The 23,796-nt window shown below is 40.7% G+C and carries 30 protein-coding genes, 14 tRNA genes and 2 pseudogenes; 6 read left to right on the top strand and 40 right to left on the bottom strand.

Annotated features, from left to right (window positions below; genetic code table 11):
- Window positions 1-50 precede the first annotated feature (50 nt).
- The 5 genes from WMO37_RS08220 to WMO37_RS08200 all read right to left on the bottom strand — a co-directional run bounded on the left by WMO37_RS08220 (window position 51) and on the right by WMO37_RS08200 (window position 3,005).
- On the bottom strand, window positions 51-224 hold the full coding sequence (locus WMO37_RS08220) for a transposon-encoded TnpW family protein (protein WP_002604472.1): 174 nt from the start codon (window positions 222-224) through the stop codon (window positions 51-53).
- Window positions 225-682: 458 nt separating this feature from the next.
- Window positions 683-925, bottom strand: a complete 243-nt coding sequence (locus WMO37_RS08215) for a helix-turn-helix domain-containing protein (RefSeq protein ID WP_002604473.1) — start codon at window positions 923-925, stop codon at window positions 683-685.
- Window positions 909-1,346, bottom strand: a complete 438-nt coding sequence (locus WMO37_RS08210; RefSeq protein ID WP_002604474.1) for a sigma-70 family RNA polymerase sigma factor — start codon at window positions 1,344-1,346, stop codon at window positions 909-911. The genes WMO37_RS08215 and WMO37_RS08210 overlap by 17 nt, the downstream gene beginning before the upstream one ends.
- A 473-nt stretch (window positions 1,347-1,819) precedes the next feature.
- Window positions 1,820-2,803, bottom strand: a complete 984-nt coding sequence (rlmN, locus tag WMO37_RS08205) for a 23S rRNA (adenine(2503)-C(2))-methyltransferase RlmN (protein ID WP_002584956.1) — start codon at window positions 2,801-2,803, stop codon at window positions 1,820-1,822.
- A 16-nt stretch (window positions 2,804-2,819) separates the two neighbouring features.
- Window positions 2,820-3,005, bottom strand: coding sequence for a cysteine-rich KTR domain-containing protein (locus WMO37_RS08200; RefSeq protein ID WP_003431289.1), 186 nt, complete (start codon window positions 3,003-3,005; stop codon window positions 2,820-2,822).
- 398 nt (window positions 3,006-3,403) lie between these two features.
- On the opposite strand from WMO37_RS08200, the gene WMO37_RS08195 reads away from it, so the two are divergent.
- The 3 genes and pseudogenes from WMO37_RS08195 to WMO37_RS08185 form a co-directional block, all read left to right on the top strand.
- The gene (locus WMO37_RS08195; protein WP_349154765.1) at window positions 3,404-3,760 is read left to right on the top strand and encodes a helix-turn-helix domain-containing protein; all 357 of its coding nucleotides are present in this window, start codon (window positions 3,404-3,406) and stop codon (window positions 3,758-3,760) included.
- 201 nt (window positions 3,761-3,961) lie between these two features.
- The gene (locus WMO37_RS08190; RefSeq protein WP_002584958.1) at window positions 3,962-4,291 is read left to right on the top strand and encodes a plasmid mobilization protein; all 330 of its coding nucleotides are present in this window, start codon (window positions 3,962-3,964) and stop codon (window positions 4,289-4,291) included.
- Window positions 4,252-4,608: pseudogene (locus tag WMO37_RS08185) on the top strand (relaxase/mobilization nuclease domain-containing protein); the annotation flags it as partial. The gene WMO37_RS08190 and the pseudogene WMO37_RS08185, both read left to right, overlap by 40 nt.
- Here WMO37_RS08185 and WMO37_RS08180 read toward each other — a convergent pair.
- From WMO37_RS08180 to WMO37_RS08150, 7 genes are all read right to left on the bottom strand, one after another.
- Window positions 4,551-5,429: a nucleotidyl transferase AbiEii/AbiGii toxin family protein gene (locus WMO37_RS08180; protein WP_055167140.1), complete on the bottom strand. Its 879-nt coding sequence runs from the start codon at window positions 5,427-5,429 to the stop codon at window positions 4,551-4,553. The pseudogene WMO37_RS08185 and the gene WMO37_RS08180 sit on opposite strands and share 58 nt — an antisense overlap.
- Complete coding sequence (locus tag WMO37_RS08175; RefSeq protein ID WP_003505367.1) at window positions 5,430-6,023, bottom strand: type IV toxin-antitoxin system AbiEi family antitoxin domain-containing protein; 594 nt, start codon at window positions 6,021-6,023, stop codon at window positions 5,430-5,432. It lies immediately after the preceding gene.
- An 88-nt stretch (window positions 6,024-6,111) separates the two neighbouring features.
- Window positions 6,112-6,822: a DUF6040 family protein gene (locus WMO37_RS08170; RefSeq protein ID WP_003505369.1), complete on the bottom strand. Its 711-nt coding sequence runs from the start codon at window positions 6,820-6,822 to the stop codon at window positions 6,112-6,114.
- Complete coding sequence (locus WMO37_RS08165; protein ID WP_349154764.1) at window positions 6,800-8,521, bottom strand: MobA/MobL family protein; 1,722 nt, start codon at window positions 8,519-8,521, stop codon at window positions 6,800-6,802. Before WMO37_RS08165 ends, WMO37_RS08170 begins: the two co-directional genes overlap by 23 nt.
- Window positions 8,497-8,802 carry a hypothetical protein gene (locus tag WMO37_RS08160; protein WP_215691972.1) on the bottom strand — a complete coding sequence of 102 codons (306 nt, stop codon included), beginning with the start codon at window positions 8,800-8,802 and terminating at the stop codon, window positions 8,497-8,499. The genes WMO37_RS08165 and WMO37_RS08160 overlap by 25 nt, the downstream gene beginning before the upstream one ends.
- On the bottom strand, window positions 8,802-9,116 hold the full coding sequence (locus tag WMO37_RS08155) for a hypothetical protein (RefSeq protein WP_041254741.1): 315 nt from the start codon (window positions 9,114-9,116) through the stop codon (window positions 8,802-8,804). Before WMO37_RS08155 ends, WMO37_RS08160 begins: the two co-directional genes overlap by 1 nt.
- Window positions 9,117-9,260: 144 nt before the next feature.
- Window positions 9,261-9,491 carry a helix-turn-helix domain-containing protein gene (locus tag WMO37_RS08150; protein ID WP_003505382.1) on the bottom strand — a complete coding sequence of 77 codons (231 nt, stop codon included), beginning with the start codon at window positions 9,489-9,491 and terminating at the stop codon, window positions 9,261-9,263.
- Between the two features lie 174 nt (window positions 9,492-9,665).
- Here WMO37_RS08150 and WMO37_RS08145 point away from each other — a divergent pair, with 174 nt between their 5' ends.
- Window positions 9,666-10,295: a helix-turn-helix domain-containing protein gene (locus WMO37_RS08145; protein ID WP_003505395.1), complete on the top strand. Its 630-nt coding sequence runs from the start codon at window positions 9,666-9,668 to the stop codon at window positions 10,293-10,295.
- An 86-nt stretch (window positions 10,296-10,381) separates the two neighbouring features.
- The gene (locus tag WMO37_RS08140; protein WP_173793351.1) at window positions 10,382-11,677 is read left to right on the top strand and encodes a tyrosine-type recombinase/integrase; all 1,296 of its coding nucleotides are present in this window, start codon (window positions 10,382-10,384) and stop codon (window positions 11,675-11,677) included.
- A gap of 145 nt (window positions 11,678-11,822) precedes the next feature.
- Here WMO37_RS08140 and WMO37_RS08135 read toward each other — a convergent pair whose 3' ends face one another.
- The 5 genes and pseudogenes from WMO37_RS08135 to WMO37_RS08115 form a co-directional block, all read right to left on the bottom strand.
- Entirely contained in the window at window positions 11,823-12,425 is a 603-nt protein-coding gene (locus WMO37_RS08135) for a Type 1 glutamine amidotransferase-like domain-containing protein (protein ID WP_227089047.1), read from the bottom strand.
- Between the two features lie 648 nt (window positions 12,426-13,073).
- A pseudogene (locus tag WMO37_RS08130) lies at window positions 13,074-13,268 on the bottom strand (LysR family transcriptional regulator); the annotation flags it as partial.
- A 78-nt stretch (window positions 13,269-13,346) separates the two neighbouring features.
- The gene (locus WMO37_RS08125; RefSeq protein WP_008116575.1) at window positions 13,347-14,561 is read right to left on the bottom strand and encodes an ATP-binding protein; all 1,215 of its coding nucleotides are present in this window, start codon (window positions 14,559-14,561) and stop codon (window positions 13,347-13,349) included.
- 412 nt (window positions 14,562-14,973) lie between these two features.
- Complete coding sequence (locus WMO37_RS08120) at window positions 14,974-15,516, bottom strand: hypothetical protein (RefSeq protein ID WP_008116573.1); 543 nt, start codon at window positions 15,514-15,516, stop codon at window positions 14,974-14,976.
- Window positions 15,517-15,563: 47 nt separating this feature from the next.
- Window positions 15,564-16,319, bottom strand: a complete 756-nt coding sequence (locus tag WMO37_RS08115) for a DUF6033 family protein (RefSeq protein WP_171029228.1) — start codon at window positions 16,317-16,319, stop codon at window positions 15,564-15,566.
- 128 nt (window positions 16,320-16,447) lie between these two features.
- On the opposite strand from WMO37_RS08115, the gene WMO37_RS08110 reads away from it, so the two are divergent.
- The gene (locus WMO37_RS08110) at window positions 16,448-16,855 is read left to right on the top strand and encodes a hypothetical protein (RefSeq protein ID WP_012740519.1); all 408 of its coding nucleotides are present in this window, start codon (window positions 16,448-16,450) and stop codon (window positions 16,853-16,855) included.
- A 111-nt stretch (window positions 16,856-16,966) separates the two neighbouring features.
- On the opposite strand, the gene WMO37_RS08105 is transcribed toward WMO37_RS08110, so the two are convergent.
- The 23 genes from WMO37_RS08105 to WMO37_RS07995 form a co-directional block, all read right to left on the bottom strand.
- Entirely contained in the window at window positions 16,967-17,107 is a 141-nt protein-coding gene (locus WMO37_RS08105) for a hypothetical protein (protein WP_081458329.1), read from the bottom strand.
- Window positions 17,056-17,286 (bottom strand): response regulator, encoded by a 231-nt coding sequence (locus tag WMO37_RS08100; RefSeq protein WP_227089046.1) that lies wholly within the window; start codon window positions 17,284-17,286, stop codon window positions 17,056-17,058. The genes WMO37_RS08105 and WMO37_RS08100 overlap by 52 nt, the downstream gene beginning before the upstream one ends.
- Window positions 17,283-17,480, bottom strand: coding sequence for a hypothetical protein (locus WMO37_RS08095; RefSeq protein WP_227089045.1), 198 nt, complete (start codon window positions 17,478-17,480; stop codon window positions 17,283-17,285). The genes WMO37_RS08100 and WMO37_RS08095 overlap by 4 nt, the downstream gene beginning before the upstream one ends.
- 415 nt (window positions 17,481-17,895) lie before the next feature.
- Window positions 17,896-17,968, bottom strand: a tRNA-Lys gene (locus tag WMO37_RS08090).
- Window positions 17,969-18,015: 47 nt separating this feature from the next.
- Window positions 18,016-18,088: transfer RNA gene (locus tag WMO37_RS08085), tRNA-Gln, on the bottom strand.
- Window positions 18,089-18,099: 11 nt separating this feature from the next.
- Window positions 18,100-18,173 (bottom strand) — tRNA-His (locus WMO37_RS08080).
- A 14-nt stretch (window positions 18,174-18,187) separates the two neighbouring features.
- Window positions 18,188-18,261: transfer RNA gene (locus WMO37_RS08075), tRNA-Arg, on the bottom strand.
- Between the two features lie 4 nt (window positions 18,262-18,265).
- Window positions 18,266-18,336 (bottom strand) — tRNA-Gly (locus WMO37_RS08070).
- Between the two features lie 17 nt (window positions 18,337-18,353).
- Window positions 18,354-18,428: transfer RNA gene (locus WMO37_RS08065), tRNA-Pro, on the bottom strand.
- Window positions 18,429-18,579: 151 nt separating this feature from the next.
- Window positions 18,580-19,062, bottom strand: a complete 483-nt coding sequence (locus tag WMO37_RS08060) for a metallophosphoesterase family protein (protein ID WP_349154763.1) — start codon at window positions 19,060-19,062, stop codon at window positions 18,580-18,582.
- A gap of 21 nt (window positions 19,063-19,083) precedes the next feature.
- Window positions 19,084-19,680, bottom strand: coding sequence for an XTP/dITP diphosphatase (locus WMO37_RS08055; protein ID WP_022431223.1), 597 nt, complete (start codon window positions 19,678-19,680; stop codon window positions 19,084-19,086).
- Between the two features lie 29 nt (window positions 19,681-19,709).
- On the bottom strand, window positions 19,710-20,858 hold the full coding sequence (locus WMO37_RS08050; protein WP_022431222.1) for a THUMP domain-containing class I SAM-dependent RNA methyltransferase: 1,149 nt from the start codon (window positions 20,856-20,858) through the stop codon (window positions 19,710-19,712).
- Between the two features lie 180 nt (window positions 20,859-21,038).
- The gene (locus WMO37_RS08045; protein WP_022431221.1) at window positions 21,039-21,452 is read right to left on the bottom strand and encodes a rhodanese-like domain-containing protein; all 414 of its coding nucleotides are present in this window, start codon (window positions 21,450-21,452) and stop codon (window positions 21,039-21,041) included.
- A gap of 233 nt (window positions 21,453-21,685) precedes the next feature.
- Window positions 21,686-21,907: a hypothetical protein gene (locus WMO37_RS08040; RefSeq protein WP_022431220.1), complete on the bottom strand. Its 222-nt coding sequence runs from the start codon at window positions 21,905-21,907 to the stop codon at window positions 21,686-21,688.
- A 212-nt stretch (window positions 21,908-22,119) separates the two neighbouring features.
- Complete coding sequence (gene lepB / locus WMO37_RS08035) at window positions 22,120-22,686, bottom strand: signal peptidase I (protein WP_349154762.1); 567 nt, start codon at window positions 22,684-22,686, stop codon at window positions 22,120-22,122.
- A gap of 195 nt (window positions 22,687-22,881) precedes the next feature.
- Window positions 22,882-22,955: transfer RNA gene (locus WMO37_RS08030), tRNA-Arg, on the bottom strand.
- Between the two features lie 43 nt (window positions 22,956-22,998).
- A tRNA-Leu gene (locus WMO37_RS08025) sits at window positions 22,999-23,085 on the bottom strand.
- 7 nt (window positions 23,086-23,092) lie between these two features.
- A tRNA-Val gene (locus tag WMO37_RS08020) sits at window positions 23,093-23,165 on the bottom strand.
- Between the two features lie 34 nt (window positions 23,166-23,199).
- A tRNA-Asp gene (locus WMO37_RS08015) sits at window positions 23,200-23,273 on the bottom strand.
- Between the two features lie 20 nt (window positions 23,274-23,293).
- Window positions 23,294-23,367 (bottom strand) — tRNA-Ile (locus WMO37_RS08010).
- A 5-nt stretch (window positions 23,368-23,372) separates the two neighbouring features.
- Window positions 23,373-23,444: transfer RNA gene (locus tag WMO37_RS08005), tRNA-Thr, on the bottom strand.
- A gap of 29 nt (window positions 23,445-23,473) precedes the next feature.
- Window positions 23,474-23,545 (bottom strand) — tRNA-Glu (locus WMO37_RS08000).
- A gap of 31 nt (window positions 23,546-23,576) precedes the next feature.
- Window positions 23,577-23,648: transfer RNA gene (locus WMO37_RS07995), tRNA-Asn, on the bottom strand.
- Window positions 23,649-23,796 lie beyond the last annotated feature (148 nt).

The raw sequence follows: 23,796 nt of genomic DNA, 5'->3' as shown, positions 1-23,796 counted from the left end.
ACAGGTATAATGTGTTGCTATCATTATACCATATCCCGCCGCCTAATGCACTACTCGGACGCTAAAAATCCCGGATTTCCGGGCTTTTTCTGCAAATCCTTTACAATGAGTTTCTCAATCTTTTTATGGATTGTATCGGTTGCCTTTTCACTCGGCAACGCTTGAACAAGATAGGTGATTTTCCCTATTTTGCGTTCGGTTGTAATTGTCTGTTTTTTATCCATTAGAAAAACCTCCTTTTCCTGTATGGATAAACTATATTCGTCAAAAGGCAAAAACGGGCGGTTGTTAGCTGCAACCTCACGGGAGTTTCACCCCGGCCCATGCTTATGGGTGCGCCGCGCAATACTTTGAGGGTGTTCAACGCGGGAGTATCATTGTGCCGCCTTGTATGTCGTCGCCCACAAGCTGCTAAACCTGTTTTACGGCGCGGTAGTTCTCGCTCGGCTTTTCCCCTATGGGGAAAAGCTGTCATGGCGTACCCGCCGACTGGCTCGGTACAGACGGAATGTACCCGTTTGCCTGTTATGCTGCGCACCAAAGGCCGCTTTCTTTGTCAAAGAACAATAGGCTTTGTCGGCCTGCAAAAGCACATCAACAGCGGATATGCTTTTGCGGAACGACAAATAGCCCATAACGGGAAGCGTGGAAAGGGGACACGCTCCCCGCATGGGCTAAAAGATTATCCTACATGAAAAGCAAGGGTGCGGGTAATAAGGCGCACTTGCAGCCTGTTACGCATTTCCTCGTCCACATAGGAATAGGTATTGCCCGCGTCGTCTTTCAGCGTGCGGGTACAAAGTTTCGCTATGTAACCCTCGTAGTGCTTCAAGATCGCGCACATGGCGGTTGTGTCGCCGTTTGCCGCTGCGGAAATGACAGGGAACGGCAACAGATTTTCAGACTTCCTAACGGTATTCATCATCTGCTTTTCCCTCCAAATACTGTTTGATTTTCGCAAGCGCGGATTTCCTGTGCCGGAAAACCGTCGTGCGTACAACATTCAGCAGTTCGCCAATTTCCGCGTCGCTCATATCCAAGAAGTAGGACAAAAGGATAATGTCGCGTTTCCTTTCGGGCAAAGCGTTAAGGGCTTCGGCAAGCAGTTCATTTTTGACGAGTACATCAAAGCCGGACACTTGAAAACGGAAATAATCGCTTTCGTATTCGTCCGTTGTGAAAAGCTGCGCGAGTTCGCTTTCGCTCAAATCCGAAAAAGTAACTTCGCGTGCTGCGCGTTTCGCAAGAGTGCGGCGGTGGCTTTTCGCTTCGCCGACCAAAGTTTTCTTTGCTAATGCGTCGTACTGATGTTGTATTCTTTCCTTGTCGGAAGAAGATAGCTCCATAGAGTTCACCTCCTTCCCGCGTGGAGTAGAGGACGGGAGTTAAGGGCTTGTCCTCTCTGCCCCTTTCGCTCCGTACCCGTTCGGGAGATGGCTCTTGAGTGCGCTTTTCAGAAAAAAGTTGAAAAAAGCAAAATGCGCCCGTCCGCAAGACGCGGACGGGCGCAAAGGAAATGTAAGCAGTAGCTAAATGTATTGACAGTTCACATTCATAGCCGGAATATCCCGCTTGCGGAGCATAGCTTTTTTTGACCGCAAAGCATTAGGCGGGTTACAGTAAATAAAAATGGACACGGCGATACCTCCCCGATACCGCCGTATCCTTAAAAAAGGGCGACTTTAATACACTACCCGCAATCCATTCTATAATAGGGAACAGCGGCTTTTGCGCAATATTAAATAAAAAAGCCGATAACACATAGGTTTTTTGACCTAATGCGTTATCGGCTCTGCGTCTATGCGTCTGGCACTTTTAATCATTTTTTTTTGAATTTATTATATGTGTTAGCTAACTGTCCACAAGCCGCGTTAATCTCTCTGCCATGAGAAACTCTCATAGTAACTTCAAGTCCTGCTTGCTCTAATTGATGTTTGAATGCAACTATTTCCCGTTTCTGTGGTGCTTTAATTCTTGAATTGCTTGTTGGGTTGTATTGTAACACGTTAATCATAACTTTTTTGCCCCGAAACCATTTTGCAAGTTGTCTTACATCTGAGGGCCGGTCATTTATACCCGGTAAAAGCAAATACGCAAAGACAATTTTGCGATTATGCCTTTCAGAATAGGATAAGGCTTGCTTAACAACATCTTCAATAGCATATATGCGCATGTGAGGAATAATACGATTTCTTGCAGATTGTGTTGCTGCGTGTAAAGATATTGTCAACTGAATTTTAAGATGTTCCTCGCGCAATTTTTTTAATTGATCGACCGGACCAACTGTTGATATGGTAATGCCGTCGGTTGGAAAGTTGAGCCCATATCTATCTCGGAGAATATGGATTGCTTTTATCAAGTTGTCATAATTGAATAAAGGCTCTCCCATACCCATAAAAACGATACGGTTTACTTTTCGACGCAACAATATAATCTGTTGTACGATTTCTGACGATGTTAGATTACGAACAAAGCCATTTCGCCCGGACTCACAAAAAATACAACCAACAGGACAACCGACTTGTGTGCTCACGCAAACAGTTCCACCATCTCGCCGCTTGATAAAAACCGTTTCAATGTATTTGTTGTCTTTCAGTTCGTAAACATACTTTTCAGTATCACTGCTTTTGCAAATATTTTTTACCAACATTGATAGATTTTTTTTGCGTGGTAATTGCTTATATAATTCTTCATATAAGGCTTTTGCTTCATTCTCGCCAATAACTTCCGACATTTCTTTGTAAGTAAATCCGTATGGATCATTCCGTACTTCCGCAGGCGTATATTTAGGTAAACGTTTCATTTTTATATCCTTTCTTCTAAATAATAAAAGTTTGTTTTTCTGTATTTTTGATTACAATCTCTAATTTTTCTACATCAATGATATGCGTCAATTTGCATTTAGGGCAGAAAAGAGGAAAATCTTTTAATACAGTATTATGAAATACTTGAACTCTCGTCTTTCCGTTACAAATCGGACATTTTATCCAATATTTTTTAAGCATTATATTTCACTCGTCCTTTTTACACAAAAAAATGCAGGTCAATCCTCAACATGAGCATTGACCTGCATTTATAATGCACAGAGCAGTACAACAAAACTAAGGCATAGCTTGCACTATGTCTATACTATATCTATACGTCGTTAGTTTTTTGTATAGCATCCGCAAAATAAGCATGACAAAAAAGCCCATGTTGAAAATGGGAAAATCCTTTTTTTCAATGCTTATCTAATACGCATGCTATGCAACATAAACGCCGCCTCCTTTTACATGAATTTTATTTTATCAGAAAATCAGTCTACTGTCAATACACAACAGGAAGTATTTAACCTAATGATATGAATTGTGTGGACATATCCAAAAAGAAAGGTGAACTGTAAAATGTAACAGGGTGAATGAAAATGGCAAAAAAACCCGTACCATTGTACGACTTTAAGGCTTTCGGGGCAGCTATAAAAGCCGCGAGAAATGAATACGGCGAGAGCCGCAAAAAGGTAAGCGACGAGTTATATATTTCCCCGCGCTACCTTGCGAATATCGAGAACAAGGGACAACAGCCGAGTTTACAGGTATTCTATGACCTTGTAACCCGGTATCATATTTCGGTAGATCAATTTTTCTTCCCGAACAGCAATGCGGAGAAATCCACCGGGCGGCGGCAGCTTGACGCGCTGCTGGACGGTATGAGCGATAAAGGCATACGGATTGTAACCGCAACAGCAAGGGAGATAACGGAAGTCGAAAAAGCAGAGGATTAACCTCACAATATGAGAAATCGGGAGATTGCAGCGCATGGCGGCTGCAATCTTTTTTTGCGTCCAAAATCAAAGGAACGCGCAACAAATACCGCCTTTCGGTGGGGGTATGGAGTAGATAGCAAGCACAGCAAACGAGTACCCGTTTGCGGAAAATGCTTGTTGGGATAATCCCAAACCCTTATACCGAAAGGCGGTGCGGAAATGGAAAACCGAAAGAGAAATATACAGATGAAGTTTTACGTTACGGAAGAAGAAAAGCGGCTGATCGACGAGAAGATGAAGCAGCTTCCCATAAAGCAGTATGGGGCATACTTCCGTAAAATGGCGATAGACGGGTATATTCTTGTCGTTGACCGAAGCGACACAAAAGCATATATCCGGGAACTGCAAGCGGTGAGCCGGAACATCAACCAAATTGCAAAACGCGCCAATGCGACGGGGACGGTTTACAGGCAGGATATAGAGGACATTAAAAAGGCGGTGGACGAGATATGGCGGTTACAAAGACGCACCCTATTAAATCAACCTTAAAGGCTGCGATAGACTATATCTTAAATCCCGAAAAGACAGACGGGAAGCTGCTTGCGTCCTCTTTCGGCTGCGGGCTGGAAACCGCCGATATTGAGTTTGCATGGACGCGGGAAGCTGCCGGAGATCGCGGCACACATTTAGGGCGGCACTTGATACAATCCTTTGCGGTGGGAGAAACCACACCGGAAGAAGCGCACAAAATCGGCATGGAACTTGCCGGGGCGGTATTAGGCGGCAAGTATGAGTTTGTTTTGACAACTCACGTCGATAAAGACCATGTGTCATACATATTCTCCAATATACTTCCATATAATGCACAGATTGACTTCACAATTGCATGCCATGAAATATCAGCAGCATAAGAATAATTTTTTTGATATGTTTTCCATAAGGTCTCCATAACCGGACTTGATTCAATTTCATCAAATATTTCTCTTATATCCTCAGCTTCTATCAGGTCTAATGTTCCCCTTTTTTTGGCTGTAGCCACAAGTGCAGTCCATAAAACTTGTTTTTGGAGTTGTTCTCCATACAACTTTTGTAAAATATAAATATCATAAAAATCTCTCATTCGTGTATTTGTAACGTTTCGACTAACAACAGTTTCCAATTTTTCAGCCAATACCGTTTCCAGATTATATGCCCATACCTCAATAGTGCGGTCTTCAAGCATAAGATTAAATTTGTACTTGATTTCTCTTGGTGTAATTACATCCCCTGTAGAAATATCAATCTTTAATGGTGTGATTACACCATCAAATTTCGTTTCCATGCTTACACGAACACCAGGATAATCTGCTTCTTCCATGATTTCCGATATCCGTTTGACCCGAAATGAAACACCATCGTCCAGTGGAATTGATATAATTTGGGATATAATCATTTCTACATCCTCCACACTAACATTAGTGCCTTTTATGGTAGCATCCAGATCCATAGTAGCTCTGGCATCCAGACCAACCATTGCCGCCACAAGCATTCCACCTTTTAATATAAACTGGTTTTTATACTCTGATAAAGAAATTCGTTCTAAAAAACGTTCCATCATATAATTCCGCATCAAAATCTGTGCATCTGCGGATTTTTTCTTTGACATATTACGAATTAAATCCTTTAATTGTCTTGCCGTTGTTATCATCTAAAGTAACACCTCCAAATATGGTCTAAGTATGTTTTCAACATGAAACATAGCTGCGTATTTCATAAGCATCCGTAAGTTTTTATCCTTACGTTTTGCATATTGTTTCAATGCGTCTTGAAAGACCTGCATTTCAACATTTTTTCTGCTACGAAGCAGATCACAAATTGTTCTCTCCATGTCATAAACGGGAACGGAATGTCCGAATGATGTCTGCATAGCTATGATTCCTATTTCATGTAAATCCTTTTTTACTGTGTACACTTGAAAACCGTCTTCCTGCAAACGACTTGGATTATATCCAGTTCTTACTGTTATGGTGTATTTCAAAGGCTCTCTGTCCGTTAAATCATGAAAAAACAATGCAGTTTCATGAGAAAATACAGCTTGACCACAACGTAAATGCAAAAGGTACATTGCATCTGTCCACGTATCCGGCGATACATACACACCATGAGCAGCTTGTTCTAATCCTCGTTCCTTCACATATGCATAAAACACAGACTTACTAATTCCATTATTTAGAACTTGAAATGTCTGAATTGTCCCTCCACATTCACGCAACAACAAATCTAATTTTTCAAACTGAGTCATATGCTTTCTCCTTTCGTGCTAATATGATAATATATATTAGCACGAAAGTAAAGACATATAGTACCAATAAAATATCGGTATTTTTGTTTTAATGATATCCCCTTGTTTCTCGCCATCCCTTTACATACCACCTGATTCCAACATATACCAGTTGCACGAATAATAAGAGAAATAGCAGATTGATTGGCAATGTTGTCTTTATCCACTTCCCAAAGTAGATAGCTGTTGCCATGCTTATAAGTATTACCATTATGGTAATCATATCCCAACAGCACTTCTTATATAACTCTGCAATCTTTATCTCTATAAATGCTACAAGTATTCCAGCACCCACCAAACATCCACCGCAGATCAGTATTCTTATCAGCCAATATACAATTCCGGCAACGACAGGATTGGATATTCCATTACTAATCTGTGCCATGTTCTTTCCTGTCAGTATAATCCACCCTGCAATGGTCTGTATAAAAGTGGCGATTGTATCAAAGAATACCACGCAATCAGAAATAAATATTTTTGACCGTATCATCTGAAAAAGAGTAGTTGATACGGAATACCATATCAGCAGAAACATCAATGCTTCATACATGGCTGTTTTTGTTTTATATCTGCCTGCCAGTTTTTCTCTCTGCGTATCATACTTTTCCTTTGCTTTCAGATAAGCTGTCAGGTTACAGTTCCCACACTTTTGATAGAGTACCGGCTTTTCAACCGGTATCTCTACTTTTTTTTGATGAGAGAGTGCATAGTCCCGTTCCTGTTCTGCCTGCCTTAGCTTATCTTGACATTCCTCTGTCATGATTTCGGCAGCGTGCGTTTTCTCTTTCTCGCTCTGCAACAATTCTTTTGTTTTCCTCAAGTCGTTCTTTAAGGCTTGAATGTTCCCTGCTCTGTTCTCGCTGTTTAACCTCTCGTTCAAGGTCAGCGATTCGTCGAGCTACATTTTCAGTTCCCGGATAGTCCTGTCTTTCTGGTCGAGTTCTTCCTGCATCTGCTCTGTCAGCAGAAGCAACTCTTCCAGTTGATCGTCGCTCTTTGAGTTTCTTAATTCGTTCATCAATCGACCTTCCTTTCTCTAATTGCTGTTCAAGTTCAACAATTCGCTGTTCTGTTTCTGCAATAGCCGGTTCTCGCTGTTTAATTTCTGTGCCAATTCCTGCCATTGCTGATTTTCGTCTGTGAGTTTCTGTATCTGGTCTGTCTTTTCTTCCAGAAGCATCAACAGTTCTTCTGTATTCGGTAAGATTTGTAGCAGCTCTGATAATTCGCTCTCTAATTGCTGCAATCGTTCTTCCTGCTCCTGAAAACACATCAGCTTCTCGTCCTTTTCCTGTATCTCCTGAAGCATCTCTGCCATGATATTCTGCTGTTCCTCTATCTGTGTAATCATTGCTTCCATCATGGGAATTACTTCTTTGCTTTCTTCTAATGTCATTCAACCACTCCCTCCACATCGACAATGCACCGGATACCTTACCAAAGGTTTCAATTACCTTTTGCAATAGTGCATTTTGTTTTTTAATCATCTGGTTTTCCTCAACCTTCCATGAACCTTTCCTTATCTGTCCGGTGAGATATTTTTCCTCAATCTTTCTTGCATCTGCACCCTCATGGATAGTAGGAACTTTTAATTTACCCTGTCTTTCATAAGAGCGGTGGTCAATATGATTGTCTATGGATAAATGTCGGTTACACGTCTTAGCCCATTCGCTTCGCCATAACTCACAATTCTTTGGATTACTCCAGCCGGTAGCATCGGTCAGAACACGTTTCCATTGTTTTCTGTTTCTTGCCCCGACTTTCTGTACTCCGTTTTCATCAAGTACCGGAATACGGATTCCATGCCGGTCAGGATTTTTCTTATCCTGCCACCAGTCCGGGTGGGATTCATCAACCACGATATTTCCGTCAGTATCTCTGACAAAATCCCAGTCCTTGACTTCTTTGCTGCCCCATGAATGATCCGGATTGAATGGTCGCATGGTTACAAGTAAATGCACATGTGGGTTTCCATCGCCCTTATCGTGTATGCTCCAGTCGGCACACATTCCCTTATCCACGAAAGTCTTTTGAATATATTCGGTTGTATAATCAATCTGTTCCTGTCTGCTCCATTCTTTCGGCAGGGAAAATTCAAATGAGCGTCCAAGCTGTGCATCTGCATTTTTTTCTATCTTCAATACCTCATTCCATAGACGCTGTTTCTGAAATGTGATTTTAAACTTTTCCAGTGCGGCATCTTTATCATCCGCTCTTTTATAACGGATAGACTGTTGAAACCTTTTTATATTTTCTTCCGGTACATGCAGCCATTCAGGAGGTGCATTTTCGCACATCATCAGACTGGTGTAGACGACTTCCTTTTTGGAAGTATAGTAACTGGTTCTGCCTGTTTCCTCATTCTTCATCACATCTCCATTAAGATATGCCGATGCGGATATGACAGATTTTCCTTTACTGCGCCCGACAATCTTTACTGTAAAGTGAAATATCGCCATGATACGATTCCCCCTTTCTGCCGTATCCGGCATTGATTTCCGACAGCATCTTCTTCTGGTTTTGCAGGAGTGAAGCTGTCGGAACGCCCTCTGCACAAGAGTGCCACCTGCGGCATGAGCAGGTCTGGCTGAAAGCCCCGCCGACGGAACGAGCCCGGCAAGCGTAAGCGCAGACCGGTTGCCACTTGTGGCAAACTTATAAGGACGACCTCTGGTTGTCCATAAGTGCGCCCTTCATTCAAAGGCAATGAAGGGAATGGAAAACCCACTCCCTCCGCCATTACACTTCCTCCATGTCTGTAACTAATTCTTTCTGCATCGCTTTTGAGAAAAACTTCCCGTTTGTTTCCTGCCTTTTTAAGAATCCTATCAACTTTGGTAAATCTTCCTCCTCAATCGGACAGCCAAGAACCGATTCCACCGCTCCTCCAATCTGACAGAGCCTGTGGGTTCGTTTTTTACTTTCTTCCGCTTTCTTTCTCTTTTCCAGTTCCTTCCGCTGTGCTATGAGCTTTTTTGTAGCTTCAATGCTTTCCTGTTCCTTTTTCTCTAATGCACGTATTCTTTCTTCATAAGTCTTTGTTGATTTCGCCATATCGTCTTCATCCTCTCTTTTTCCGATAAACAACAGTTCCCGGTTGCATATCAGGAGAAGCACATGGTATAATCCTCTTGCGTGTAGGTATATCATGGCTTCGGTCTGATAGAACCTTTGGCGGTTTCGTAGGAAGCCGCCTTTTTAAGTTGCCACATTTCTTGTGACAGCTTTTACATTTCCTTTATCCCTCAGATCTCGCCCCTCGTTGGCTTCCATGAACTTTTCCAGAATGTCAGTTTTAATAAGGACTTTTCTTCCGACTTTTAATACCGGAAGCTTCTTCCATTCAACCAGCTTTCTCAAAGTATTTCTGCCAATTCCTGTATAGTCGGCTGCTTCCTCGATGGATAATGCAATCTTTCTTTCCGTCATCTTGTCACCTCCTATTAAATTGCATTATGCAATTTATGTTGTGCTGTTAGTATAGCGGTTTTATATTGTGTTGTCAAGCGTTATGAAATTTTAAAAATAATTATTATATTGCATATTGCAATTATGTGAGGTACATGCTATAATTCATACATACCGAAAAAGGAGGCAATCAGCATGAAAGATAAAGAACTACGCAAGCTGATAGGCAGCAGGGCAAAACAGCGTCGTCTGGAATTAAATCTGACACAGCCTTATGTTGCAGAGAAGATGGGAGTTACAGCTTCCACAATCCTGCGTTATGAGAATGGTTCGATTGACAATACCAAAAAGATGGTGCTGGAAGGTCTTTCGGAAGCACTTCATGTATCTATTGAATGGCTCAGAGGGGAAACCGATGAATACGAAACCGATATTACGGATAAGAAAGAATTACAGATTCGTGATGCAATGGGCGATATTCTCAAACAGTTACCTCTCGACCTTAGTAAAAAGGAAGATGCTTTTTCCAAAGATTTACTGCTGTTGATGTTAAAGCAATATAACCTGTTTCTGGAATCATTCCAGTTTGCCTGCAAGAATTACAAGGGCAACACGAATGAAGCTGATATTGCAAAAGTAATGGGGTTTGAATCGAATGATGAATATAACGAGATTATGTTTCTCCGGGAGATCACCCACACTGTTAATGCCTTTAACGACATGGCAGATATCGTAAGGCTTTATTCCAAGAAACCGGAAATGGCAGAACAAAGGCTTGAAAATCTTTTATCAGAAGTTTTGTATGAGGATTCCGATTCGGTATAGAACGACAACCGGAGTTATGATATACTTACACGCAAGAAGCATTTCATCAGTTCCGATTGTCTGATATCGAAAGGAGACACACGATTATGGCAAAAGGATCTGTAAGAAAAAAAGGAAAGAAATGGTACTACCGCTTCTATGTAGAAGATGCAAGCGGCAATCTAGTTCAGAAAGAATACGCTGGAACAGAAAGCAAAAGTGAAACGGAAAAACTGCTCCGTCAGGCAATGGACGATTACGAAAGCAAAAAATTCATTGCAAAGTCGGAAAATATTACAGTTGGAGAATTACTTGATATATGGGCAGAGGAAGAATTAAAGACCGGTACTCTCAGTAATGGGACAGTCCAGAATTACCTCGGTGCAATTACCAACATCAAGAAGCATCCAATTTCAGAGAGAAAGTTGAAAAATGTAACATCTGAGCATTTACAAGCCTTCTTCGATCTGCTTTCCTTTGGTGGCACTTATCCAGATGGTTCAGAAAGAAAAGGTTATAGCAAAGATTACATTCGTTCTTTCTCGGCAGTATTACAGCAGTCATTCCGGTTTGCAGTATCACCAAAGCAATATATCACTTTCAATCCGATGCAGTATATTAAGCTGAAATACCAGACGGATGAGGTTGACCTGTTTTCCGATGATGACATGGATGGCGATATACAGCCAATTCCACGAGAGGATTATGAAAGACTGATTGAATTTCTACAGAACTACAATCCACCGGCAATACTTCCAATCCAGATAGCTTATTATGCAGGACTTCGTATCGGTGAAGCCTGTGGTCTGGCATGGCAGGATGTGAATCTTGAAGAACAGTGCCTTACAATCAGACGCAGTATCCGATATGATGGTTCAAGGCACAAGAATATCATCGGACCAACCAAACGAAAAAAGGTAAGGATTGTTGATTTTGGAGATACACTGGCAGAGATTCTTCGCAATGCCCGAAAGGAACAACTTAAAAACCGAATGCAGTACGGAGAACTTTACCATAAAAACTACTACAGAGAAGTAAAAGACAAAAACAGAGTTTACTATGAGTTCTATCATCTGGACGGAACAGAGAATGTTCCAGAAGATTATAAGGAAATATCCTTTGTCTGCTTAAGACCGGATGGAAGTTTGGAACTGCCAAGCACGTTAGGAATTGTTTGCAGGAAGATTGCTCAGAAACTGGATGGATTTGAAGGATTTCATTTTCACCAGTTGCGACACACCTACACAAGCAACCTTCTGGCAAATGGAGCAGCACCAAAGGATGTGCAGGAACTGTTAGGGCACTCAGATGTCAGTACCACCATGAATGTCTATGCACACTCTACAAGAAAAGCCAAGCGGGAATCTGCAAGGTTACTTGATAAAGTGGCAGGCAATGACTAAATAAAACTTTCCCTTATTTCCCTTACGATTATCTCATAAGGGCAAAAATAAGGGAAAATACATATCGTTTCGCTAATGCACAGGCTGGAAAGCCTATAAAATAGGGAAAGTTAGAAATATATTTCGGCAAACTGGAATTTTCAAATTAGTCTTTGCAAATAACCTTTGAACCTTCACCATCGATTACAATTCCCTGACGGTTGTTAATTGGGCATAGATTCAAATCCGAAAATTCAGTCATTATTTTCTCAGTAACTTTCTTAAATGGTGCTGTAAGATAATGCGGAAGAACATAGAAATCAATCAAATCAAGCCCTGCATCATCTTCTTGTGAGTAGTCCTCCGGCTTTTCATCCATTTGTTCAATATATTGGATAGTTGGAGCGCATATAATCGCACCCGCAGATTCACCGATCATCAGTTTTCCCTTTTCCAATTCATTCTTCAATAGCTCATCCGTTCCCGTTTTACGGAGCTGATCCATAAGGAAGAAAGAATTTCCACCAGTAAAATAGATCACATCCGCATCTTCAAAAACGGACTGTATCGTTGAATAAGCCTCCGTTGAAATATCAATTTCAGTTACGATTGTTCCCAACTTTTTGAATAATTTTCGAGCCGAGCCGACATAACCGGTGTAGCCTTCACGCAACGAAGCTGTTGGAATAAATGCGACTTTCTTATTTTCAATTTCTTCCTTTATCAGACTTCCTACACTTGAAAAGTGCGAACATAAAAATAGTTTCATCAATATTCTCCTTTATAAATTCCGATTTGCTTGTTCCATAAAATTCATTTTATTCGCCTTCAAACTTGCTGGCGGCGAACAGCATTTTATGCTGTTTGCAGACGGCAAGTCCACAAGGGATAGCCGCATAAGCGGCGCAAGGGAGTGTAGCTCCCTTGACGGAACGAAGTGACGAAACATTCTCGGTCGGGCAGTTTTCTTCTGCTGACTGGGAATGAAGCTCCGCAGGACGCACATACTCCCGATAGGAGAGTATAGAAGTGCGCCCTTTAGTTCCTAAAGGGATTTTATCAGTGCGACAAACTTGAATTGAGATTTCATATATTCCAAGGGATTTAATAACTGTTATATTTTATTATCAAATATCTCTCAATCCCTTGAAAACACAAAGTTTATCGCAGGTGAGCTTTCCCTTATTGTTTCCCTTGCGTTATATCGTCCCACCAGTGTTTACGAACTCTGATAAGGGCAAAAACAAGGGCAAGAAAATTATATAAAACAGTATAACACAAAATAAAAGTGACATTGTGAACTGATTGAAATGCTTCTATATTTTTATTGGTTTAAAGGAGACACAACATGAATACCATTTACGCAGAATACAACATGTACCACAACAGCATTGACATTTATACAATATTTATTGTGTCAGGCACCATTGTTTTCAAACTGCATAACATCATCCGGCGGATTCAGAGCATACAAAAGTCCATACGGCGAGCTGTATTCCCATTTCACTGGGATACTGACAAGCGCCGGGTGGACATCCTGCCAACATTCCAGTATTAAGAGAACATTCCCGGTTTCTATACAGCGGTTAAATACAGACATATCATAATATTTATTGTGTCAGGCACCATTGTTTTTTCATTCTCGGCATTGGAAGAACTTCTGCATATCTTCTGGTGAAAGAAGAACATTTCAGTTCCATTCCTCTGCCAGCAGGAAGTCACGAATATTGCGGTGTTTGATTCCATCTCGGCTCATATCCAGTTCGTCCATCGTTACAACGTATTTCGGGAAATTGTCACGAACACCGGCAAACGCCCCAAACTCACGCTGGATGGTTTCCTCCGAGGCAAGTAGATAGGAAACCTGAACATACAGCTTTTTCCCATGATCTTCACATACGAAGTCAATCTCCTTGTCAGAGACTTTCCCAACAGTCACAGAATAACCACGGCGCAGCAGCTCCATGTAGACAACATTTTCAAGGACAAGGTTAATGTCCTTCATGTTGCCACCGTACACGGCTTCCCGGACACCATGATCTGCAACATAGTATTTCTCGTTGACGGTCAGGATTTTCTTTCCCTGGAGGTCTTGGCGCTTCACCTGATAAAACAGGAATGCGTCCGTGCAGGCTTTGATGTAGTTCAGTACCGTTTCTGGTGAAACGGAGCGCCCTTCACTTTTCAGATACTTGGAAATGGCTGTGGAAGAAAAGGTAGTGCCGATGTTGGAAGTTATATAAGCAATAATTCTCTCCAGCATATCCACATCACGGATATTGTTTCGCTTGATAATATCTTTCAGCTCTACGGAGTTGAACAAGTCCCGCAAATACTGACGACTGGCGGCATCGTCGTAGCGAAGGTTGCTCAAATAGGGCATTCCTCCCAGCGTCAGATATTTTGTAAAGCATTGTCTTTCGTCTGCACCTTCGTAAACGGTGTGATACAGCTCCATAAACTCTCTGAATGAAAACGGGTAAATCACGAACTCCACATACCGTCCGGCAAGATAAGTGGCAAGCTCACCGGAAAGCAGCTTGGCGTTGGAACCGGTAATGTATATATCACAATCCAGCTCCACCCGGAAAGAGTTGATACATTTTTCCCAATCAGCCACCTCTTGGATTTCGTCGAAGAACAGATAAACCTTGCCGCTGATTTCTTTTGTTCTGCGAAGGATTTCATCATGCAATGCAACAGCCGTACAAAGGTGTGCATTGCTCATGTTCTCAAAATTCAGGGAAATAAACTGTTCTGGTTGGACCCCGTTTTGGGCAAGTTCCTCTTGGATCAGGCTCAGCATGACAGATTTTCCACTACGGCGAATCCCTGTCAGAACCTTTATCAGCTCATTTCCGATAAAAGGACGGATACGGCTCATATAAATTTCTCGTTTAATCATGTAGACCAGCCTCCCTTCTGAAACTGTCTATATGGTACCACGGCTATAACTGATTTTCAATACCGCAAATCCAGTTTTATCAGATATAATTGATAAAATACGAATTTCGACACAATCAGGCAGTTATACCGAGCGAAGTTTGGCTATGCGTTTTTATTGTGTCAGGCACCATTGTTTCATATTGAAATATAGTGTCTCTGTGCATGTTCTATATACCTCTGATTATATAATATTCAATTTATATAATCTCTCAAATGCTTTTTTATCAAAGTCTGCTTCTGTAATATATAGCTTTCTATCGCTATCAATGTCATTCTAACTCAATAGTCATATCAATTATACAATTAAAAGCAAAGATGCTGCTAACTGAATAACAACATCTTTGCTTGTTTAGAATGGGGATTATAAAATTTTAATGATAGTATACTGTGACATAAATATTTTTTAATGTTGCTGCTGCAACAGTTCCCGTTGAATACCTTGTAGATTCAAATTGAACATAATAATTTCCAACAGGGCTTAAATTATAATTGCCAAAATCTGCAAAAGTAAGAGAACTATTCCAACTTTTGCTGTCTGTATATCTGTCAAATGTGCCATCTCCATTATCCTCATCTTTAGCAACAAATAATTCGATGTTTCCACTACTTCCACTACTTTTTGTGGATGTAACCACTATTTTACTGATTGTGGAGCCTGACGGAACAGATGTGCTGCTGATTGTAAAAGAACCAAGAGCGGAAGTTGCCACTGTATCATTTGTTCCAAAAAAGGAATTTAACATTCCAACAGAATGTCGTGATGATCCAGAAGTTAATGCTGTCGGAGTTATTTCAAATGTCATTGTTTTCTCCGTCTCCGAATAATTTTCCTGAGTTTCTGCCGCAAAAGCTGTGACATTCATTGTAAAAAGCATGACAACACATACAATAATAGAAAAAAAACGTTTTCTCATAATGAATCTACCTCCATACTTTATGTAATCATCCCCATCTAAATATACTAAATTGAAAAATCAAATCTTCCACCGATTTTATTATCCTCTGGTTTGATAGAATTCCATTCAATATTTTTAATTTTATCCAAAAGTTCATCTTTTGAATTTGCTTGAACAGTAGCTTTTTTTACTTCAATTTGCTTTAATTGTTCCTTTTTCTTCGCCTCTTTCTTCTCCGCAGCTTTCTTTTCCTGAATTTTTTCAAGATATTCTTTCTGACTAGCTGATGTTTTTTCTAATTGAGCAAAGAATGTTGTAGTTCCATCACTATTAAAAGAAATACCAAACTTTGTTATTTTTGTATCAGTATCTGCACTGTTTTCTATTCCGTTTGTCTTACCAAATGCTCTTTCAAATCCAAACTGAGCATTGATTTCATCCGACATACGCAAAGCACCTTCAATACTATGCATCTTTTCAGCATAATATTTGGGATCGGATGCCATCTTCTCCATTTCTTCCTTTGAGAAAATAACCGTAAACTCTTTATCACTTTGTGCTAAAATATCTTTAGCATTATCACCATTTTCAAAATCTGCAACCATAAAGTCCATATCTGTTCTTGAGCCACGCATATCTTTAAGCATTTTTTGTGCCTCTTTACTTAGATTTTTTTCGGCTATACTTTCTGTCACATTTTTCTTGACCTTATCATTTTCTGTTGTTTTCGCTGTTTCTTTTTTCTTATCTACTGTACCTGCCTTGTAGGTATTCTGATAACTTCCATAAACAGTACCCGTTGTATTCACATTCATTGACATATCCTTTGTCCTCCTTCTCTGAATCCGTTCTTTATTATTTATTGTTTCTAATATTATATATCGGCTTTATTCCGAAAACTATAATCCTCCCTGTTATTTTTATCCCATGATTATTGAAAATCTAAAATTTGAAATTCACTCTTAAATCAGATTATGCATTAAATATTATTGCTATTGACAAACCACCTAAATATGAATTAAAAGATACTTCTTGCTCAACAGAAAAAAGCAGCCTATTGCAAGTTTATTGTGTCAGGCACCAATTGTTCCAATGCAATTTCGGCATTTTTATCGCAAACGAAGCGGCAGAAGAAAACCTGAAAAAGAAACGGGATGGCAGCAACAAGTATCTCTATGAACTTGACTTTTCTTCAGCATTAAAAACAGCCAGAAAGTTCTTCATGCGCAGGGATTCTGGAAGGCACATCGATATTATCCGGCTGATGATGAAATATGTCCACGCAGTGAAAGACAGGTTCCGGCAGTTTCAACGGCCTCTCCGTGGAATCAGCGCAATTCATTTTGGATATCGGTAAGTTCTGCAACTGAATATCCTTCTTTTTGGCAGATGGATAGCATCTGTCTTTTTGGCATACCTGTTTTTGGCTTTTTGAGTTCAAAATATCGGATATTTGACAACAACTGAGCTATCGAACAAAACTTCGAACAACTGACTTAATGGCATTGCCATTGTTTTTCCATTTGTTCCTTTGATGAATCTTCTTTTTTATCTTCTTCACCAGTTCCTGAATCTTCTGGAAAGATTCTTCGCTGATTGTATGTTCCATCCGGCATGCATCATGATTTGCAGTTTCTGGAGATACCCTATCAGTTCTAAGAATTCAATTAAACTTCTGGCATCTTTTATACGTGTGGCATGATTTGTTTCATAACCTTCTGACTCAAGTGCATACAGAATCCCCGAAGCAATCATTGTGTCATCTTCCAACAAAAGTATTCTGCTCATGAATTATAGTCCTTCAAAACCTCACCGAGAGATTTCTTGATGCTGGACTTTTCTTTTCTGACATTGCCTGATTTGACATATCTACTCAATGCTCTTATGAGGAAAATTCCCACAGTGATAAATGCCGCTATCACAGCCACCCCGATTAGCAGTACAATACCAAAAACAATAACTCCTAAAAAATCATATTTCACTTAATTACCTCCTTTCGTGACTTCATAATAGCGAAATTTCATGGTTGCTACCACCAACTATCACGATATTTCTTTGGTTGCGAACGGTTGCGGAACTAAAATAACACTTTTTTATGTAAAAGGCATATATGTAAATTAATAAAACGACAAATCGCGATTTGTTTTACCCATTATAACACAAAACTCAACCAAGTTAAAACTCCTATTCTCAATCATCCCTCTCCCTCTGACACCAAGTGCCACAAAAGTGCCCAACTTGCCCACAAACATTCCCAGTGTTTATGCGGGTTTTCAAAATCACAATAATTAATGCATGGAAATAATAAAGAATGAATTTCTTCACAAGACGACCGTTCCCCTCCTAGTCACTAGGCACGAAAAAAAGGGAATGGCTTTTCAACCATTCCCATCTTAATGAGCCCACCGGGGTTCGAACCCGGGACACCTGGATTAAAAGTCCAGTGCTCTACCAACTGAGCTATGAGCCCTCATTGAATAAATTGTAAGTCTACTTTGGATTACTTTTGGAATCCAGCTGGGCTAGCTGGATTCGAACCAGCGTGATGCAGGGATCAAAACCCTGTGCCTTACCGCTTGGCGATAGCCCAATAATAGCCAGGGTGGGTACAGGGATTCGAACCCTGGGCCTTCAGAGCCACAATCTGACGCGCTAACCAGCTGCGCTATACCCACCATATAAAAAGAAGTGTGCCCGGGGGGATTCGAACCCTCGACCCACGGCTTAGAAGGCCGTTGCTCTATCCAGCTGAGCTACGAACACACGAAGCGGGTGATGGGAATCGAACCCACGTATCTAGCTTGGAAGGCTAGTGTTCTACCATTGAACTACACCCGCAGATATTCAGTTGAAAGTCGGGGTGACAGGATTCGAACCTGCGACCTCTTGATCCCAAATCAAGCGCTCTAGCCAAGCTGAGCCACACCCCGTTGGTGTTTTGTGTTGCCGTTTGTTGTCTGTTCCGCAACGACATGGATTATTATATTATATGATCTGCATAATGTCAACACTTTTTTTGAATTTTTTTCATTTTTTTTCGACACGTAGTTTCAAAGTGCGCAAAGCCGCATAAATACGGCCTTACACGCTTTTTAACTCAAATGTAAATTCCCCGGAATCTGAAATTTCCATTATAATATACGTACATTTTCCATCCTGCTGGCGCGGATAAGAAATGCTTCCCGGATTAATTAATGTAATCTCATCTTCCACCTGAATCACCGGACGGTGGGTATGTCCAAACATCACAATATCCATCCCCCTTGCAATTCCTTCCTGACGGATGGTCTGCAAATCCAGCGATACATAATAATAATGTCCGTGCGTGAGCAGTACATTTTTTCCGGCAATCTGTATTTCCAGTTCGCGCGGTGCCTGCGAATAGTAATCGTTATTGCCGGGCACCATATAGACCGGTCCCGGTATCATCTCATTGACAATATCTTCATCACCTTCCAAATCCCCAAGATGAATCATTGCATCTACGCTGCCCTCTTTTTCCAATGCCTCATAAAGATTGCCAAGGCGCTTATGCGTATCACTTACAATCAGAATTCTCTGCATATCTGACCTCCATATTTCACGCTAATTTAAATATTGTGCAAGCTGTGCCTTCAATTTTTCCAATGCCTCTCCGCGGTGGCTGATTTTGTTCTTCTCCTCCGGCGTCAGTTCTGCCGAAGTCTTTCCGTACTGTGGCAGATACACAATCGGATCATAACCGAAGCCGTTTGCCCCTTTGATTTCATGAGCGATAATCCCTTCCATTGTTCCTCTTGTGGTAAAATGTCTTCCGTCCGGAAATACAGCCGCCATTGCACATACAAAACGAGCCGTTCTGTCTTTGTCTTCTACCCCCGCAAGGCGGTCAATAATCGCCTGATTTTTGATATCATACGATGTATCATGTCCCATGTATCTTGCAGAATATACACCCGGCTCTTTATTCAGATAATCTACTTCCAGTCCCGAATCATCTGCAATCGTAAGTTCCCCTGTCAATTTCATGACCGCTTCCGCTTTAATCAGTGCGTTTTCTTCAAATGTCGTACCATTTTCTTCAATATCAATGTCAATTCCGGCTTCTTTCATGGATACAATCTCAACCTGCATATCTTTGCAGATTTCTTTCACTTCTTTAATTTTCCCCTTATTATTCGATGCAAGAATAATCTTTGTCATTTTAATCTCCATTCCGCAGGCACACTGCATTATACATTCTTTTTCGGCGGCTTCGGGCCTAAAAATGAGTAAAAGTACGTTTTTAACATACCGTTATAAATCTTTCTGTTTTTGTCAGCTTTTCTGCCGAAATATTTTTCAATATCCGTATAGGAAGTAATCACATACGCCGACCATGAATCTAATTTTGCAAACTGCTGTCCCAGCGCCGTATATAATGCCGGAAGCGCTTCTTTTTCCTCTAGACGCTCACCGTATGGCGGATTGGTAATCACAAAGCCGTATTTTTTCGCATGGCTTAACTGGCGTACATCTCGTGCCTGAAAATGAATCAGCTTGTCTACACCCGCATTGACCGCATTCTGCCTTGCAATTTTAATCACATTTTCATCTAAATCAAAACCCTGAATATCTGTTTCAATATCCATGCAGATATTGTCATTTGCTTCTTCTATCGCCATATACCACTCTTTTTTCGGTATCAGATTTTCCCACTGCTCTGCCGTAAACTCCCGGTTCATGCCCGGTGCAATATTTGCCGCCATCATGGCCGCCTCTATTGGAAATGTACCGCTTCCGCAGAACGGGTCCACAAAAATGCGGTCTTTATGCCACGGTGTCAGCATAATCAGCGCCGCCGCCAGCGTTTCTGAAATCGGTGCTTTGCCCGATGCCGGACGGTATCCGCGCTTATGCAGTGAATCCCCTGTCGTATCCAGACTAATCGTAACAATATCCTTCATAATCGTGACACGCAGAGGATAGTCACTGCCATTCTCCTTAAACCAGCCCGTCTGGTATTTCTTCTTTAACCGCTCTACAATCGCTTTCTTGACAATGGACTGAATATCGGAACTGCTAAACAGCTTACTGTTTACAGAATTTGCTTTCGTAACCCAAAACTTTCCGTCCTCCGGTATAAATTCTTCCCACGGCAGTTCTGCAACATTATCAAAAAGTTCTGTAAATGTCACCGCTTTAAACTGCCCTACCTTTAAAAGAACTCTCTCTGCTGTTCTTAAATTAATATTGGCTCTGCATATGGCTTCTGCATCACCTGTAAAGGTCACTTTACCATTTTCTACCGAAACGATTTCATATCCCAGATCGTAAATTTCTCTCTTTAAAACTGCCTCCAGTCCAAAATGGCACGGTGCAATTAACTCATATGTATTCATACTGTTCCTCATTTCCGATAATCATTTACCTCTTTTCTTCAATATACCATATATTCCGGTGCTTTACAATAATATTACGGCTTTCAGATTTCTTTCAGAATCCCTTTCCTTTCTTCTGAAATCTTTGAAAAGCCTCTCCTGAAATTTTTTTAATCTTTATAACAGTCTTTCACAACCCTTTTAAAAATCCTTATAAAAATCTGTATGATAGACAAGATATTTTCCGTGATACTGATGAATCCCGCCGACAACTGTCTTCACCTGAAATCCTCTTGCCGCCAGCTTCGGACAAATCATCATACTTTTGGAACCCCTGTCACAATACACGATAAAAACCGTATTTCTGTCATAAAATATATTATTTAAAACGATTCCGCCTGCACGGCTGCGATCATTACTGTTGTCATAAAAACCTGCATTCCTGTTGCTGTAATTATTCTGGAGCTGCCGCTCCATTTCCTCGAACGGAATATTGACTGCATCTTTAATGTGCATTTTTTCATATTCCTGTCTGCTTCTTAAATCTATAAAAACGGCTCCTGAATTTTCCACATAGTAATCCAGCCGCCCGGTACTGATATTTTCGCATCTCATATTTTCTTAAACCTTTAATCAAGTGCTTACTCTAGTATATTCGATGATGCGTGTCCCGTGCCTGTCTGATGTGAATTTTAAGCCTGCTGACTTTGGTCTTTCCTGCCTGAATTTTCAAAATTGCCTTCTGATTATATTAAAGTGATTATATTTCCGATACAAAATCTGCTATTATATAAATGACAAAAGACCGGCAGATTTGTTTCCGCCGGTCTTTGCATTACTTTTACGAATTATCTGTGGCAGTCTGTTGCATCAGACATGTTGCTTTCATCAGAAGCATTGCTGTAGGAATTCTTTGAAGAATTCTTGTTATATGCGTTCTTTGAGCTGTTTGATGCATTTGATGCGTTGCTTGAATTTGAAGCATTGCTCATGTTAGATGCGTTGCTTGAATTCTTTGAACTGTTTGATGCATTTGATGAATTTGTGCTGTTAGAATAATTCTTAGACATACTGAAATGTCCTCCTTTTATATTAGATTACATTGCATAGTATCTCTTATTTTTTTGAAATTATTCATAAACAGAATGACAACAATATGGTGTTATCATAAAAAAATTCCTGACATTCTTTCAAAAATCACTTAAAACCCAAATGTACCTTTTCAGAATTGTTGGATATAACACTAAAACTAAAATATCGTTTAATATCTTTTACCGCAATATCACTTCAGCACTTCAAATGTAACTTTTCCGCTATAATATTTTACCATTGCCTTGCCTATTATCTGTTCTTTTTTTACATAAGTATTATTCCAATACCGTGCATCATTTGAAATGTTTCTGTTATCACCCATAACAAAATAAGAATCTGCAGGCACTTCAAATACCATATTCTGCCCCAAAGCCATCGGCTCTTTTAAGTATGGTTCCTCTAACTGCTCTCCGTTTACATATACCGTATCATTTTTTATTTCAACAATATCTCCCGGTATACCGATAATCCGCTTTACAAATACGCGGCTTTCATCGTCCGGAAATTTAAAAACAATAATATCCTGTCTTTGTGGTTCTTCAAAAAGATACGAGATTCTCAATCCAAAATATCTGTCTCCGGTCATAATCGTATTTTCCATTGAACTTGTCGGCGTTTCTGCATTGACAATTACACATCTTGTAAGCACAAATGCAATGAGAATCGCAGCACTAAAAATTTTAATATAGGAAAACATTTCCATCAATACTGTCTTTGGGCGGCTTTGATTTTTCAATTCTTTAAAAAATTTCCCCATAGCTTTTCCCTCCATTTCCAATTCTATGCTTTACTTGGGGGTAAGTTTTAAAACCACTCTTGAAAAAACACCATTTTTTACCCCCATTCTTAACAAAGAGCCTCTTTTTTACTCTGTTTTTGACAAATATCCCCTTTTTATATAACAAAATATATAACAAAAAAGCCCTACCTAAATCACTTTAGATAGGACTCATGTACGTGACAAGATTCGAACTCGCGACCTTCTGGTCCGTAGCCAGACGCTCTATCCAGCTGAGCTACACGTACGTATGGAATATTCCATAATAATCACAACTGCTGTTGTGATAAATGCCGGCGACCGGGGTCGAACCGGTACGGGAGTATAAGTCCCGCAGGATTTTAAGTCCTGTGCGTCTGCCAATTCCGCCACGCCGGCAAATAAGTGGGACCAATAGGGCTCGAACCTATGACCCTCTGCTTGTAAGGCAGATGCTCTCCCAGCTGAGCTATGATCCCAAAATTCTAATCTACAAATTATTTACAAATAAAACGACCCGGATGGGGTTCGAACCCACGACCTCCGCCGTGACAGGGCGGCGCTCTAACCAGCTGAGCCACCAGGCCATATATATAGTAGATTTTAGTGGACCTTCGGGGACTCGAACCCAGGACCGACCGGTTATGAGCCGGTTGCTCTAACCAACTGAGCTAAAGGTCCAAAGAAGCCGACAGTCGGAGTCGAACCAACAACCTGCTGATTACAAATCAGCTGCTCTGCCATTGAGCCATGTCGGCATATGGTACCTAAATCTAAAATCTACTTATGACTCCAAGGGGATTTGAACCCCTGTTACCGCCGTGAAAGGGCGGTGTCTTAACCGCTTGACCATGGAGCCAGACTTATAAGAATATAAAATTTCTTATAAACTCCCCGAGTAGGGCTCGAACCTACAACAACTCGGTTAACAGCCGAGTGCTCTACCATTGAGCTATCGAGGAATATGAAAGAATAAACTGTTCTTTCAAAACTGCACATTAAATATATCATACAGGAACTGCTTTTGCAATACCTTTTTCATCCGATTATCCTCTGGATAACTCTCGTTCTATCCGTTTCTTTTTGCAAACCTAACCTTCTTCGGTTAAG

Source organism: Lachnospira intestinalis (assembly GCF_040095895.1).
Classification (GTDB): Bacteria; Bacillota; Clostridia; order Lachnospirales; family Lachnospiraceae; genus Lachnospira; species Lachnospira intestinalis.
The sequence above is the reverse complement of the archived record's forward strand: the minus strand, read 5'-3'. Positions and strand labels throughout refer to the sequence as shown.